The sequence below is a fragment of the Brucella cytisi genome (assembly GCF_038433355.1).
GTDB lineage: Bacteria > Pseudomonadota > Alphaproteobacteria > Rhizobiales > Rhizobiaceae > Brucella > Brucella cytisi.
The window spans coordinates 161,966-177,294 of the sequence record NZ_JBCAUP010000012.1; the positions used below are offsets into that span (position 1 = coordinate 161,966).

The following is a 15,329-nucleotide window of genomic DNA, read 5'->3' on the forward strand; positions in this document are numbered from 1 at the left end:
TCGGCTCGGTCTGGTTGCAAATGGAGCGCCGTTATTCGGCTATCGACCACTTTTCCGGATGGGCCTGATAAGGGCCGCCCGCCGGCGCAGGTGTCCAGACGAAATCCCTGAGCTTTTTGGAAGCCACACCATAGCGGTTGGCGACCCACATCGTGCCCCAGGGAAGATTAGCATTGGTCGCCTTGCAGACATCCTGATAGCGTGCATCGCGCTTGGCGGGGTCCGTTTCGTCAAGGGCTGCGTCAAGGGCCTGCGACACTTCCGGCATACGGATGCGCATTACGTTGGAGCCCGCAGGCGGAATCTGCTTTTCGTTGAGACCGATATTGATATTGGACGGATCAGGTCCGTTCTGCAAACCGGCGAAGATCAGCGGAAACTCACTCGCATTGCCGCCCTGTTTGTAGACGGTGGAATTATAGGTCGGGGTATCAACCGTGCGCGGAACGATATTGATGCCGACCTGTGCCAGCATCGCCTGCATCGCAGCCAGCACATTGGCGACAAGCGGCGAATTGTAATAGGTCAGGATGGGGATCGGCTTGTCGCCGTTGATATCGTCCCATCCAGCCTCATTCAGAAGCTGTTTGGCCTTTTCCGGATCATAGGCATATGCATCTATATCCTTCGGCACCAGACGGTCGGCAACATAGACGCAGTTTGCCGGCTTGGCCGCGCTGCCATAAAGGCTCTGGATAATTGCATCGCGGTTGATCGCGTGCATGAATGCCTGCCGGACCTTGAGGTCCTTCCAGAGCGGGAGCTCCTGATTGAAGCCGACATAGTTGACCACGAAGGAGTCGCCTTCGATCACATGAAAGGCGCTGTCGCTGCTGAAAGTTGAAACATCGTTGGAATCGACATAGGTGAACTGGATTTCACCGGAACGCAGCGCTGCGATAGCCGCAGCCGGATCGGCGAAATAACGATTGATGAGCTTGTCCACCACAGGCTTGCCGCCGCGATAGTCGGGATTGGCGGCAAGTTCAACATATTGGTCGGCGACATATTTATTGAATTTGAACGGGCCGGTTCCGACAGGTGATGTGGACCACCACGCGTTTTTGGCCAGCTGTTCCGACGGGATGGACGCCAGCGCGTGCTCGGGCAGCATCATCACTTTCGTGAGTGTGTCGAGCATGGAGGGGTTCGCATCCTTGAGCTTTATCACCACCGTCTTTTCGTCAGGCGTTTCCACCGATATGATTGAAGCGAGCCTTGCTGCGAAAACCGAACCTGTCTTGCCGTCTTTGGCCAGATCGAAGGTGAACTTGACATCCTTCGACGTAAAAGGCTTGCCGTCATGCCATTTGGCGTCAGCGAGTTTGAAAGTATAGGTCAACTGGTCGGGGCTCGTCTCAAAAGATTCCGCCAGATCGCCCACGATGTTTTCAAGCTTGTCGTCGTATATCACCAGTGGTTCGAAATAAGTGACGAGCCATGTAAATCCGCCAGTGGCGGCCAGTGGATTGAAATTCCCCTGGAAGCCGCCGGGGCCCACATCGAACCCGCCGGAAATCGTGCCTGCAGCCATTGCCGGCGCGGTGGCATAAAGCGGTCCGGCGAGAACCGCTGCCGATAAGGCAAGCGCCGAATAAAAATTACGCAACCTCATGTCTTCCTCCCAGTCAATGAAGCGGTTCTGTTGAGGGCAATCACCTGGTTGATGCCCGAATAGTGGCGATCGAGCTGCTTGCGTACAACGACCACATCGCCAGCTTCGATCGCATCCACGATCGCGACATGATCGCGCCATGTCGTCATTGGATCGATGTTCTCGAGGTTCATGAAATTCGACGCCTTGTAGAAGGCGAGCCAGAACACTTCGATCAGGCGAAGCAGCATTTCATTGTCCTGACAGCGAAACAGGAGCTGATGAAAGTGTCTGTCCTCTTCAGGAAAACCTTCCCCGCGCTCCGCACGCTGACGCATTTTCTCCAGCGTGTCGCGCAGTTCCTTGATGTCATCTTCACCGATCAGTTCCAGCGTTTTGTCGATGAGGCCCACTTCCAGCGCCCGGCGAATTGCCGTTACTTCCTCGATCTGCCGCAATGCGTCACCAAGACCATAGGCCAGGTTCTCAAGCAGAGGCTCGAAGGAGAAGGCTTTCACGAAGACGCCAATGCCCCGGCGCGATTCCAGTACGCCCACCGATTCCAGCGCCTTGATCCCCTCGCGCACCGAATTACGGCTGACGCCGAGTTGGGTGGCAAGCTCGCCTTCCGGCGGAAGCGCCGCGCCCGCCTTAAGGCCGTTATCCTCAATATAGGCACGCAGGCTCTCCTGAACCGATACATGCAGCAGAGGTGCGCGCTTCAGGGGCTTGATCGGGTTTTTCATCTTCGTCTCCGGTTCAGACATGCGGGACTCCGATTGAGCAGGTTTCCAACGATTATCCACTTGTAGGATATCTGTCAATAGGATATTTAAAAGTCGGTTATTCGACTATGTTGGAGATACGCCAAATGGCAATTCGGGCGAAGAGGCAATTTTGCAACCGGGTGCTATTCAAGCACACAGTCATGGAATGCACCGGGCCCGCTATGGGATATCGCGTATGACCAGGAAGGATATTCTCGACAATCTCCGGGGTAAGCTGATCGTTTCCTGCCAGCCTGTGCCCGGAGGAGCGTTTGACAGTGTCGCCTCGGTTGTCGCTTACGGGCAGGCCGCCGAGGCATCCGGCGCAAAGGGATTGCGTATAGAAGGCGCTGCAAACGTTGCGTCGGTCACGCGGGAAAGCGCCCTTCCGATAATAGGTCTCATAAAACGCGATCTCGATGACAGTCCGGTCCGTATCACGCCTTTTCTGGACGATGTTGAAACTCTTTGCGGGGCCGGCGCTGATATTGTCGCCGTCGACGGCACGGATCGGCAGCGTCCTGTACCTGCTGCTGAATTGATTACGGAAATCAAGCGGCGCGGACGAATTGCAATGGCGGATATTTCCACATTGGCTGAAGCGCACAGCGCACTTGCCGCGGGCGCAGATATTATCGGCACCACGATGTCAGGCTATACGGGCAAGGGTCCAACACCGCAAAACCCTGATCTCGACCTGGTCGCGCAGTGTTCTGATCTGGGCGGTTTCCTCATCGCAGAAGGGCGTTACAACAGCCCGCAACAGGCAGGTGATGCGATCCGTGCGGGAGCGGATGCCGTTGTTGTCGGCTCCGCAATAACCAGGCCGGAATATATCATCAGCTGGTTCCGCAAATCCATAGAAAGCGCGACTGAGTTGGCATCGCCGGTCCTTGCCTTCGATATCGGTGGAACAAAGGCACTGGCGGCTCTGGTCCGTGGCAGCAAAATTCTGGAACGTCGGGTTATGGCAACGCCAACTCCGGTGGGCGGGGAGGAATGGATTGAAGCCGTCACCAGTCTTGCTTTGGACTGGAAGGATCGTTACCGGTGCGCCGCAATTGCTGTGACCGGGCGCGTAGACGGCGAAAAATGGACTTCGCTTAACCCTGGAACGCTCTCCATCCCGCATGGCTATCCTCTGGAGCGTATGATGAGAACAGCGCTCGGCGTGCCGGTCGAAGTCGTCAATGACGCACAGGCGGCGGCATGGGGTGAATATCGTTTCGGCGCCGCACGCGGGCGTGACATGGTATTTCTCACCATTTCGAGTGGCATTGGCGGCGGCATCGTTCTTAATGGACGCCTGCTTCGCGGCACACGCGGCATTGCCGGAAGTCTGGGACAGGTTATGGTCACGGGGGCATCGGGTTTTGTGCGGCTCGAAACCCTGGCGTCGGGATTCGGTATCGCGAGGAAAGCATTCGAGGTTGGCCACTCAGGGGATGCGCGCCTGGTGTTTTCCGCCGCTGCAGCGGGCGAAGACTGGGCGCAGCGCATTGTTCAGGATGCGGCATCGCAATTGGCCGCAGCTGTCGTAGGCTTGCAGGCGGTGGTTGACCCCGAATGCATCGTAATCGGAGGTGGCGTGGGTCTGTCTGACAGCTTCCTCGACCTGTTGCGCGAGGCCCTCGCCGACCATCCTTCGGTCACTGTTCCCGAGCTCGTCGCCGCCAGGCTTGGCGCAGATGCAGGAATTATCGGAGTTGCCGATCTGGCGACGACAGGTTGCCGCCGCTGTTGAAAAAGGCTGACCAGATTATTTTGTGCGATGGGGGCCTGCGGAGGTGACGGGGGGAGCGGAAAACCGCTTTGCAGAGTTCGCGAAATTCAATTCGAAGAACGAAATGAGAGCGTCGAACAGTACGGCAGCCAGGTATCATCTTCGACCAAGCTAACACCGTTTGCAGGTGTCATCTGATGGACGCGTGCAGCGATGGGGAACGCTCACCGCTGCGCTCATCGAGCACAATCGCCACCAACACTTCAGGAAAAGACGAAGTCGTCGGCAGATAGATCGGAGAGTGAGACACCTTCGATAAGCATACCGTAATCATCACGGTCTGCGATTGCAAAATAGACACCATCCGCCGTGTCCCGTGAGGCCGCGACGAAATCATCGAAATCATAGACAAAGCCTGCATGATCGAACTGGATTACGTCACCGCTCTGCGTGTCGAAATCAGTGACACGATCGACACCGGAATAACCGATATAAAAGTCAGCCCAGACAAAGGTGTCGGCACCGGCTCCACCGGTCAGGACATCGGCACCACTATAGCTTCCGGCGTCGAGGACGTCGTCGCCATCGCCTCCGTCCAGCCGATCGGATCCAGCATGCCCTATGAGCGTGTCGTTACCAGCCCTGCCCTCTATCAGATCATCTCCGCCCTGGCCGTCCAGCACGTCGTTGCCGGCTCCGCCGCGAAGGATATCGTTGTAACCTCCCCGGGCCTGCACCTCGAATTGCTCAATATTGGCGAAGCTCAGCTCGCCCATTGCTCCGGTCATTGCATCGAATTCGACCGGTCCGTTATCGTAGAGGGTCAGCTCGAGCCGGTCCTGCCCGTCGCCGCCATCGATTTCCCCTTCCAGCGTATTTCCATAGGGATTGGCAACGCCGAAACCGTCGTTACCAGTCCCACCGTACAGGCGGTCATAACCCGCGTCGACATGGGAAAGCCAGTCGTCGCCAGCATCGCCGAACAGCGTGTCATCGCCCCTGTCGCCGTGCAACTGGTCATTGCCTTCACCGCCGCTCAGGTAGTCCGCGCCATAGCCGCCATTCAGCACATCATCGCCATCGCCGCCAAAGAGCCTGTCATCGCCCTGTCCGGTGAAATCCGCGCTGTCACCCCAGAGCTCATCGTTACCAGCGCCGCCTTCGAGATAATCGTTGCCTTCATTCCCCTGGATCAGATCGGCACCGGCGGCGCCCAGAACCACGTCGTTGTCGGCACCGGCCGAGATCGTGTCGTTGCCGGTTGAACCATCGATCTGGTCGTCACCTGCACCGGTCGAGATGTGAGCTGATAACAGCCCCGCCGCATTCACCTTGTCGTCGCCACTACCCGTCTCGCCAACGAACTGCTCGAAATTGCGGATGGCTGTTCCGCCCGAGGTAGTGCCGCTGGCGAAATCGATCACGAGATCCCCGCTACTTCCAGCTTCATCGATCGTCAGCGTATCGTTACCCTCGCCACCGTCAAGCTCTGCGGAAGACACCGTTGCGGTTATGGTGTCGTTGCCGGCGCCACCGAAGAGCCGGTTGGCACCGAGCCGGTCGACAATGTTATCGTCGCCCGCACCGGCATCAACAATATCGTCCCCAAGAGCACTCGCCGGATCATCAAAATCAGGCCAGGACTGCCCTATCAGGTCGTTACCTGCTCCGGTTGAGATAACGTCGTCACCGCTCCCGCCATTGACCCAGTCGTCACCGCTCCCGGTCGTCACCTCGAAGCGCTCGATCTCGCGGAAATAGCTATGCTCTGCGGTCTGCGTCTGGTAACCGACTATGCTGTGGCCGTTCGTTCCATTGAAGAAAACCGGGCGGTTCTCGTCCCTTAAGTCGAAAACGAACGTGTCGATGCCCTCGCCTCCCGTCAATGTACCGCTTGTCCCAATGAGAACCAGCCGGTCGTCGCCCGCTCCCCCTTCCAGCCGGTCGTAGCCGCTCGTGCTGGTCAGCACGTCATCGCCAGCACCGCCGTCAAGGAAATCATCACCTTCCCGACCGTCGAGGTCGTCATTGCCCGCGAGCCCCATAATCCGGTCGTTCTCCAGCGTTCCCCGCAGAATATCGTCGCCGATTGTTCCGATGATCGTCGTCATGACACCAACTTCCTCCTCTGGCTTCGCACCAGGAGAACTATATGCAAGTTCGGATCAAAATGAAATAAATTATAGCACTTTAACTGATAAGCGATTCCTCAATACTTAAGTAAATAAAATTTTACTTCAAAATTACCTCTATTATCTCAATGAGATATTCCATCGATAGCTCACATCAGTCCTGTGTATTGGCTTGAGGAAGGACAGGGTTACCGCCTTTTGATACGCGCACGTTATTCAACGTGGTCATTTTCCAACCAGGAAAATCTTGAGAGGAAGACGACGCGTTTAACCCTTGAAAAATTCTAATAGAATGAAGAGTAGAGACGGGCGCTTTTCACCTGTTTTCAAATCGGGGAGCAACCAGATTGGCAAAATTTCTGTTGTGACACAAAAGCCCTGAAAGTCTGCTGCTGTCGCTGGAACAGGTGCGATGCAGATAAAGTCGGAAAAAGCGCGATCAGTTAAATAATAAACATTGGGCAATGAAGCACTGAAAACAAGTGTAACGAAGGTGCCCCTGGCGCAGCACAACTGCCGGATGCCTGCGGCTGCTTGCGCAGTCGCAGGCATGTCTGGCGTGAATGTCGACTGCAAGACGCGTCACAAATCACAGCGTTCAATCACGAATGGTCTGGCATGGTCCGTATGCAGTTTACGGACAGGTTCTTTGGTCATCCGGCCATTTAATCTTCAACATCCTGAGTACCGAAGGTCTGTCGGCTTGAAGGAATACCGAATTACGTGCGACCTGGCTCGTACGGCTCGTTCCTTCCGGCTCGCCTGTATTCGGGTTAACGTCGAACTTCGGAAAATTGGAGGAAGAGATATCGAGACGAATACGATGTCCCTTCTTAAAGAGGTTCGCCGTTGCAAAGGCCCTGACCGTTATCTTGAAAATTTCACCTTTTTCGACCAGTCTTGGCCTGTCAAAGGCGTCGCGATACCGCACACGGAATATGCCATCCGATATGTTGAGCGCATAGCCACGAGGATAATCCTCCGATGGGGGATAGACATCTACCAGTTTCGCCGTGAAATCCGTGTCAGGCGCGTCGGTTGTCGCCCACAGATCGATCTCGACTGGGCCGACGACTGCCACATCGTTTTCCAGGGGCCCGGTTTCGAAGCAAAGCACGTCCGGACGAGCGCTCAAGGGGAGGCCGGGGCGCTTACAGCCATAGAACTCTTTAGCTTCGACCTGATCGAACCCGCCGCCGGTGAAGATTGGCTCGCCGGACGTAAGCGCACCGCCAATCGTGGGAACAGGATTTGCAGGGTCGAAGTCATAGGTAAGTACGGCTTCCGTTTCTGATGGGGCGGAAGCACTCAGCGACATATCGCTTCCAAGATATAGTTCGAGCGGCTCGGCATTCGGTAACGGCCAGTCGGTGCTTTGGATCCAGCAGCCACCATGATCAAGATGACCGTTTTCGGTCTTGCTACCGCTACCTGTGCCCATCAGGAACAGATGGACCTGCCCTTCCCGGTCTTCTGTTGCCTCTCCTTGCAAATGGCGGGCAAACCAGTTCTCACGATAGGTAAACCAGTCCTTATCGACCTGGCCATCAAAAATGGCCGCTGGTCCGAAATCGACGTCGCCAAATACACTTCTTGTGCGGTTGCCATGCGTCCATGGCCCCATAATCAGTGTTAGCGGACGGTCCGGATCCCCTTTTAGAGCCATGAAGTTCTCCAGCGTCGTGGGTACATAGACATCGTACCAGCTCGACATGAAGGTGATCGGCACCTTTGGAAAGGTTTCGTAATAGCCTGCAGCGTAAATACCGACTTTTTTCCAGAAGTCCCCGAATGTGCCTTCCTGCCATTGCTCAAGCAGATAAGCTTCATATTCAGGGTTCCAGCGGACCGGCGAACGGCCCTTCGTCCAGGGCATCATGGAGAACCAGTCATGCAGGCTTTCCGCTGCTACGGCCGCCGCGGTTCGCTCATCCGTTCCTTCCTGCGCTCTGTGATAGGCCCACGTCGCCTGCTTAAGCTCGAAGGCCCCACCTTGCCGGATCCCGCAGGTATAGGCATTGGAGAAACCACCGGAATCCACCACCATTGCGGCCAGTCCAGGTGCATTCAATGAAGCCAGCGCCATCTGGGTATGGGCGTTGTAGGACAAGCCCTGAGTACCGATTTTGCTGTTGTTCCATGGCTGCATTTCTATCCAGGCCATGCTGTCGAACCCGTCTTGCCCTTCGGAAAGGTACTTCGTGAAATGCCCCTCGCTGTCATAGCGACCGCGGCAATCCTGCCAGATGACAATATAACCCTTTCGTACCAGACGAATGGCATATTCCGGTCGCGATAAAGGCGTGGGTGCAGCCACAGAGAACTCTGTGCGAGGCGTTCCTGACTTGTCGTACGGTGTACGTTCGAAGATGACCGGAAATGGAGTTTCCACCGGCTTTCCGTTGACCGCAGGACGGTAAATATCTGTGGCCAGGTGCACTCCGTCGCGCATGGCAATCATGACGTTGCGGTGCACAACTACGTCGTCAGCTACGGCAGTAGCTGACGTAAGTTCATTCGGATTAAAGTTCATTTTGCTTTTTTTACATCCTGCGCCAGGGTGCGTTCGGCGAGGTTCGGTGTGAAGTCGAGTCCGTCGCGCGAGGCCCAGTAGATCTTCTGGAAATACAGAGGAACGATCGCCTGATCTTCCATCGCGATGCGTGTGGCTTCCTGAAGCTTCTTCATGCGGGCGTCGTAGTCAAATTCCTCCATTGCCGACTGCAGGGCTTTATCAAACCCGGAATTGGAATAACGTGTACGATTGAACCCTCCGGTTCCCGCTTCCTGGCTATAAGTCTGAAGCAGCGACCGCAGATTGGCCTCAGAATTCGGTGTTGACGAACCTAGAGAGAAAATAAAGGCACCATATTCGCCCTTCGTCGCCGCCGACGCATAAACATTGTATGGCTGGGTCTGGACACCATTGACTTTCAAACCGCCTCGCGCGAGCAATTGGCCAAGAGCCTGTGCGATTTCACCATCCCCCGGAAAGCGGTCATTGGATGAATAGAGAGTAATGCCGAAGCCATCGGGGAATCCGGCTTCGGTTAGCAGCTTCTTTGCCTCAGCCGGAGCAGCGGGCGTGGGTGCAAGTTCAGGCACATAGCCGCCAAGAACCGAGGGAACAACCTGGGCAGATGGAACACCGGAACCTCCGAGGATACGGTTCACCAGCAACGCACGGTCGATCATCGCGGATACAGCCTTGCGCACCTTCACGTCGCGAAACGGGTTCGGCTCAATTGCCTTACCTGATGCGTCGACGACGCCCGGCGCAGTGTCGTTGCGCATATTGAGAGCCAGATAGACCAGGCGACCGGATTCAATCGGATAGACCTTGATGTTGTTTTGCCCTTCAAGCCGGGGCACATCGGCTGGCGCAACGGAATCGATCAGATCGACAGAACCTGACAGCAGCGCTGCAGTGCGCGCCGCATTATTTGCAATAAAGCGAAATTCAACATTCTCGAAATCGGGCTTCTGGCCCCAGTAATTCGGGTAGGCTTTCAGCGTCAGGGACTCGGCTGGCTTCCAGGAGACGAACTGATATGGGCCTGTACCGATTGCAGCCTTGCCGGAGTTAAAATCTTCCAGCGTTGCATTTTCTGCGGCCTTTTTTGAAACGATAAAAACCCGACCGATCTGTTCCATCAGCGCAGGATTAGGTGTCTTCGTCTTTACCCGGATCTTGTGATCATCAATCTTTTCCACGCTTGCGACTGAACTGACCATATCGCTGAAGGGAGCCGGGCTGTTCGGCACCTTGTCAGTACGGTCGAGCGAGAAGACAACATCATCGGCGGTAAACGGCGTGCCGTCGTGGAATTTTACGTCCTGACGCAGCGTGATTTCCCAGGTCTTCGGATCGATGTTGGTCCACTCGGTTGCCAGATTTGGATGCATTTGCAGATTTGCATCCGTCATCAGCAACGTTTCGAACATGTTGTCTGCAGTCATCTGGTTGTTGCCGGTACGCGAGAACTGCGGATCAATCGCCGACGGCTCGGTCGCCCTGCCAATGACGATATCGGCTGCCGGAGCCGAGAGGGCTGTCGTTGCAAGAAGTAGTGCAGCAATGGCCATTTTGCCGGCGATTTTTTTCAATGTCATAATATGTTTCCTTCAGTTCCCCGGAGTGTTGAAGACTGGCCTTTGAGACAAGTCATTGAGATGGCATGCGCTTTCATGAATGCTGCCAACCTGGCGAAGCTCTGGGCGTTCGACCTGACAACGTTCGAAGGCATAGGGACAGCGCGGATGGAAATGGCAACCAGGCGGCGGATTGACGGGTGACGGTATCTCGCCCCTGATCGTGTTAAAGGTCCTGTGGCGCTTGTCGATGCTGGGCACTTCCGACAGAAGGGCTGCCGTGTAAGGATGGTTGGGGTGCTCGAAAATGTCTTCGACAGAGCCAGATTCAACGACCCTCCCGAGATACATGATGACCACACGATCAGCGATGTGATTAACGACACCCAGATCGTGGCTAATGAAGAGATAGGTCAGATCGAGCGCTTTGCGCAGATCCATGAAAAGGTTGATTACCTGGGCCTGAATGGAGATGTCGAGAGCTGCAATGCTTTCGTCACAAACCAGGAACTCCGGCTTTACCGCCAATGCGCGCGCAATCCCGATACGCTGTCGTTGTCCGCCGGAGAACTGGTGCGGGTAGCGACCGGCCATTGAAGGATCGAGACCAACCGTTTCCAGTAAGTCCTCGACAATCTTTTTCTTTTCGCGTGCTTTGATCAGACCATGTGCAACAGGCGCCTCGCCAATGATGTCGATGACCCGCTTGCGTGGATTGAGTGATGACATCGGATCCTGGAAAATAATCTGCGTCCTGAGGCGCGCTTCACGCGCTTGCGCACCGCGCAGCTCGTTGCGCTCCATGCCGTTAACGAACACATCTCCTTCGGTCGCGGGAAGCATCCCTGCAATGACACGACCAAGCGTGGACTTGCCGCAGCCGGACTCTCCAACCAGGCCAACGACCTCACCCTTTCGCACCACCAGATCAACGCCGTCCAAGGCATGCACCACCTTGCGCGTCGAGACTGCACCAAGCCTGGAAGCTACGCGTTCGGCGAAATCCGGTTCATGCGTAAAGCGTTTCGAGACGTTGCGAACTTCTGCAAAGATTTCATTCATCGGGCTGCCTCCGCAGTTTCGGCTTGCAATGGATTGAAGCAGCGCCAGCGATGGTTGCTTGCAGACAAGGTTTCAGCAGGTTCCTGAAAGCAGGCTTGCGAAGCGAAATCGCATCGTGTGCGGAATGAACAGCCCTCCGGTCGGCGAAGGGGATGTGGTGCGGAACCACGTATCTGGGTCAACCGTTTGCCACGGCTGTTTGCTGCGGGAGCCGAGCCTATCAGACCGGCGGTGTAGGGATGCCGTGGACGGTCGAGTACGTCATCAACACGTCCCTCTTCAACGATCCTTCCCGAATACATCACAGCAATTCGATCTGCGAGACCTGCCACGACGCCTAGATCGTGACTGATCCAGATCAGTCCCATGCCCAACTCCCGGCACAGCGTCTGGACTTCCGATAGAATCTGACTCTGGATCGTCACGTCAAGTGCGGTAGTAGGCTCATCTGCTATGATCAGATCGGGTTTATGCAATAGCGCAATGGCGATCGCTACGCGCTGTCGCATGCCACCGGAAAACTCGTGCGGATAGCTGTCGATACGAGATTCCGGCTGCGAAATTCCCACCATGCGCAAGGCTTCTATTGAACGTCTGAGCGCTTCAGTTCTGGATACGCTTTCATGGGCGAGGACTGTTTCGACCATGTGCGTCCTCACCGTGAGGACCGGATTCAGGGTCATCATCGGATCCTGAAAAATCATCGCGATCCGGTTACCACGTAAAGAGCGCAAACGCTCTTGCGACGCCGTAAGAAGCTCTTCACCTCTGAACAGTATAGACCCTCCAACATTGCGTCCGGGAGGGTCAACCAGACCAAGGATCGAGAAACCGGTGATCGATTTGCCGGAGCCGGATTCTCCCACCAGTCCGACGATCTCTCCACGGCGGACTGTCAGACTCACATTATCTACAGATTTGACGACCCCGGCGCTGGTAAAGAAATGCGTCTGCAGATCACTAACTTCCAGGACAACCTCGGACGTTTCAGGGATTGTTGTCATTTCACCAGCCTCGGATTCAATACTTCGCGCAGGCGATCGCCAACGATGTTGATGGAAAACACGAGCGTAAGAAGAAGAAGTCCGGGATAGACACTGATCCAGTAAAGCCCGGCGAGCAGCACCTGATAGCCATTGGCGATCAGAAGGCCGAGAGACGGTTCGGTAATTGGCAAACCTATGCCGAGAAAGCTGAGTGTAGCTTCGGTGGCGATTGCCTGTGCGATCTGAATTGTCCCGATAACGATCAGCGGTGGCATGCAATTCGGCAGAAGCTGACCAAACAGAATCCTTGTCCGGCTGAGGCCGAGACAACGCGCTGCCTCGACATACTCTTTATTAACCTCAACCAGTGCAGCAGCACGTGATGCCCGTGCAAAATAAGCCCATTGGACGAGCACAAGCGCAAAAATCACCTTCCACGTACCCTGTCCGAGCACGGCGAGGATCAGGAGCGCGATAAGGATCGTGGGGAAGCCCAGCATCAGGTCCACGACACGCATGATGAATGCATCTGGACGACCTCCCGAATATGCGGCAATCAGGCCAAGCGATGAACCGATAACCAGCGCCAGCAATCCGGCAGTGAGACCGACGCCAAGGCTTGTACGCAGGCCGTAGAGCATGGCGGAGAGCATGTCGCGGCCCTGAGTGTCAGTGCCGAGCCAATAGTGCACACCGTTGAAACCTTCAGACAAAGGTGGAAGCCTGGCGTCAAAAATGTCGATCTGCATAAGGTCGTAGGGGTTCTGCGGAGCAATGAACGGCGCAAGGATCGCTGCCAGAACCAGCGCAATACAAACAATTGAAGCAACGGTTGCCTTGACGCTTCCGAATATGCCGGAGACTGCAATTGCAACGACACCGTCCCCCAGGAGACGTCGAGAAAGAATACTCATCGCGCTTTGCTCCTTATCCGTGGATCGAGGACCGAATAGAGGATATCGACGAGGAGATTTATGAGGATGAACATGGTCACAACGACAAGAATGTAGGCCACCACGACCGGGCGATCGAGAATGTTGATACTGTCAATGATCAGTTTGCCGACACCGGGCCAGGCAAAGATCGTCTCGGTCACGACTGCGAAAGCGATCAGCGAACCGAACTCGACGCCTATGACCGTGACGATCGGGATCAGGATGTTCTTCAACACGTGTACAAAAACGATGCGTCGTGAAGAAAGGCCTCTGGCACGCGCAAACTTGACGAAGTCGAGCGGCATGGTCTCCTGAACTCCAGTGCGTGTCAGGCGAATGACCAGAGAAATCTTGGCAAGTGACAGGTTCAGCGCGGGGAGAATCAGGTGTCGGATACCGTCCCAGGTGGCCAAACTGGTTTCAATCCCCAGAATGCTTCCCGTCTGCCCCCTTCCAGTCGAGGGAAGCCAGCCGAGATAAACCGAAAAAATCATGATCAGCATCATACCCTGCCAGAAGTTCGGCAGGCTGAAACCAAGGATCGAACCGGTCATGATAGTTTCGTCAGTCGCGGTGCCTGATTTCAGGCCCGCAATCAGTCCCAGCGGGATACCAATCACGATCGCAAGCACAAGCGCGCAAAAGGCCAGTTCCAGTGTGGCGGGCAGACGCCCGAGAATGACACTGATGGATGGCTGGTTATAAACGAACGATGTGCCAAGATCGCCTTTCAGAAGGTTCAAAAGGAAGTGCCCGTATTGTACAACCAACGGCCTGTCGAGGCCGAGAGCCTGTGTGACCTGAGCGCGTTCAGCGATCGTGGCATCCGGCGGCAGCAAAATTTCCAGCGGATCGCCGATCGCATAGATTCCGGCAAACACGATGAACGACGTTGCAAGCAGAACAATAGCCGCCTGGAAAAGCCGCCTTATAATGAATGCCGTCATCGCGCCTGCCTTTGTGGCAGGCGAAGCGGTGAGGTGTTCATGAGTGCTCCCGATATGTTCCTGATTCTTGTTTTGTTTAGATCTGCATATCGAAATGGCACTTGCAATATTATGAGATAAACTGAATTATCTATGCGTTTTATGCATAGAGGCGAGGCGATGAAGATTAAGGATCTGGAAGCGTTCCGGGCTGTTATGAGCACCGGCTCCACACAGGCTGCCGCCGAACTGCTGGGTATATCTCAATCAGCCGTGAGCCGCCGTCTCACCCAGCTCGAAAGCGATTTCGAACAGGAGCTTTTCTTTCGGGACGGCTCGCGTTTGATGCCTTCGCGTATAAACGGCCTGCTGGAACCGCGTATCGCTGATGTGCTCGAGCGTGTCAGCATGCTCCAGCAGGCCGTCAACGATCTGAAAACAGGGCGTTTTTCGGAAGCACTCCTCAGAGTGGCAGTGCCCCCTGGTATCTCCAAAGTCATTATGCCGAAGATCATTGCAGATTTCCTGCGTGAAAACCCTGAAGCCCGCTTCGAGGTTTTGCACGGGACCTACAATGTCATTGAGCGCATGCTGGAAGAAAAGCAGGCCGAAATTGGCTTCCTGCGCCTCCCGTTCGCCGATAAGAACCTCCATAGTTCCGAACTCATCCGTGCACGCTCCGTATGCGCCATTCCAATTGGGCATCGCCTGACGTCAAAGGACGTAATCCGACCGAGCGACCTTCATAATGAGCCGTTGGTCATGCTTGGCAGAGGACGTCCACCTCGCCACGACATCGATCTGACGTTCTCGTCGAACGGCCTGGCACCGCACATCCGCCTGGAAGCCCATTCAGTAAGTTCGGCCTGCGGTTTCGCAGCCCAGGGAATAGGGATTGCGCTTGTAAATTCCTTGTTGATCCGGGATTGTGAGCAACTGGAAATCGCCATCCGACCGTTTGTACCTGATATCCCTCACCATTTCGCCTTCGCATTTCCCGCAAAACCCGAGTTGCCGGAGATGGCGAAACACTTCATCGAACATGCCGTTGGTGCGCTCAAAAGCTTTGATCGCGAATTGCAGTAGGCAGTCCGGGTAATCACCCGATGACG

General features: G+C 55.4%; 12 protein-coding genes. 2 read left to right on the forward strand and 10 right to left on the reverse strand.

Annotation, left to right across the window (positions count from 1 at the left end; genetic code table 11):
* Positions 1-31: 31 nt before the first annotated feature.
* Both AAE521_RS13550 and AAE521_RS13555 read right to left on the reverse strand, forming a co-directional pair.
* Positions 32-1,615 carry an ABC transporter substrate-binding protein gene (locus AAE521_RS13550; protein WP_342061580.1) on the reverse strand — a complete coding sequence of 528 codons (1,584 nt, stop codon included), beginning with the start codon at positions 1,613-1,615 and terminating at the stop codon, positions 32-34.
* Positions 1,612-2,361: a FadR/GntR family transcriptional regulator gene (locus AAE521_RS13555; protein WP_071633292.1), complete on the reverse strand. Its 750-nt coding sequence runs from the start codon at positions 2,359-2,361 to the stop codon at positions 1,612-1,614. The genes AAE521_RS13550 and AAE521_RS13555 overlap by 4 nt, the downstream gene beginning before the upstream one ends.
* 196 nt (positions 2,362-2,557) lie before the next feature.
* Between AAE521_RS13555 and AAE521_RS13560 the strand changes: the two genes are divergently transcribed.
* Complete coding sequence (locus AAE521_RS13560) at positions 2,558-4,105, forward strand: putative N-acetylmannosamine-6-phosphate 2-epimerase (RefSeq protein ID WP_071633293.1); 1,548 nt, start codon at positions 2,558-2,560, stop codon at positions 4,103-4,105.
* Between the two features lie 242 nt (positions 4,106-4,347).
* Here the strand turns inward: AAE521_RS13560 and AAE521_RS13565 are convergent, their stop codons facing one another.
* The 8 genes from AAE521_RS13565 to AAE521_RS13600 all read right to left on the reverse strand — a co-directional run bounded on the left by AAE521_RS13565 (position 4,348) and on the right by AAE521_RS13600 (position 14,238).
* Positions 4,348-6,195 (reverse strand): calcium-binding protein, encoded by a 1,848-nt coding sequence (locus AAE521_RS13565; protein ID WP_342061581.1) that lies wholly within the window; start codon positions 6,193-6,195, stop codon positions 4,348-4,350.
* Positions 6,196-6,483: 288 nt separating this feature from the next.
* Entirely contained in the window at positions 6,484-6,792 is a 309-nt protein-coding gene (locus AAE521_RS13570; RefSeq protein ID WP_143132824.1) for a hypothetical protein, read from the reverse strand.
* Positions 6,793-6,850: 58 nt separating this feature from the next.
* On the reverse strand, positions 6,851-8,749 hold the full coding sequence (locus AAE521_RS13575) for a CocE/NonD family hydrolase (protein ID WP_342061582.1): 1,899 nt from the start codon (positions 8,747-8,749) through the stop codon (positions 6,851-6,853).
* On the reverse strand, positions 8,746-10,329 hold the full coding sequence (locus AAE521_RS13580; RefSeq protein ID WP_071633296.1) for an ABC transporter substrate-binding protein: 1,584 nt from the start codon (positions 10,327-10,329) through the stop codon (positions 8,746-8,748). The genes AAE521_RS13575 and AAE521_RS13580 overlap by 4 nt, the downstream gene beginning before the upstream one ends.
* Positions 10,330-10,341: 12 nt before the next feature.
* Positions 10,342-11,370 carry an ABC transporter ATP-binding protein gene (locus AAE521_RS13585; protein ID WP_071633297.1) on the reverse strand — a complete coding sequence of 343 codons (1,029 nt, stop codon included), beginning with the start codon at positions 11,368-11,370 and terminating at the stop codon, positions 10,342-10,344.
* Positions 11,367-12,374, reverse strand: coding sequence for an ABC transporter ATP-binding protein (locus AAE521_RS13590; protein ID WP_071633298.1), 1,008 nt, complete (start codon positions 12,372-12,374; stop codon positions 11,367-11,369). Before AAE521_RS13590 ends, AAE521_RS13585 begins: the two co-directional genes overlap by 4 nt.
* Positions 12,371-13,270, reverse strand: coding sequence for an ABC transporter permease (locus AAE521_RS13595; protein WP_071633299.1), 900 nt, complete (start codon positions 13,268-13,270; stop codon positions 12,371-12,373). Before AAE521_RS13595 ends, AAE521_RS13590 begins: the two co-directional genes overlap by 4 nt.
* The gene (locus AAE521_RS13600; RefSeq protein WP_071633300.1) at positions 13,267-14,238 is read right to left on the reverse strand and encodes an ABC transporter permease; all 972 of its coding nucleotides are present in this window, start codon (positions 14,236-14,238) and stop codon (positions 13,267-13,269) included. The genes AAE521_RS13595 and AAE521_RS13600 overlap by 4 nt, the downstream gene beginning before the upstream one ends.
* Positions 14,239-14,397: 159 nt before the next feature.
* Here AAE521_RS13600 and AAE521_RS13605 point away from each other — a divergent pair, with 159 nt between their 5' ends.
* On the forward strand, positions 14,398-15,303 hold the full coding sequence (locus tag AAE521_RS13605; protein WP_167375566.1) for a LysR family transcriptional regulator: 906 nt from the start codon (positions 14,398-14,400) through the stop codon (positions 15,301-15,303).
* Positions 15,304-15,329 lie beyond the last annotated feature (26 nt).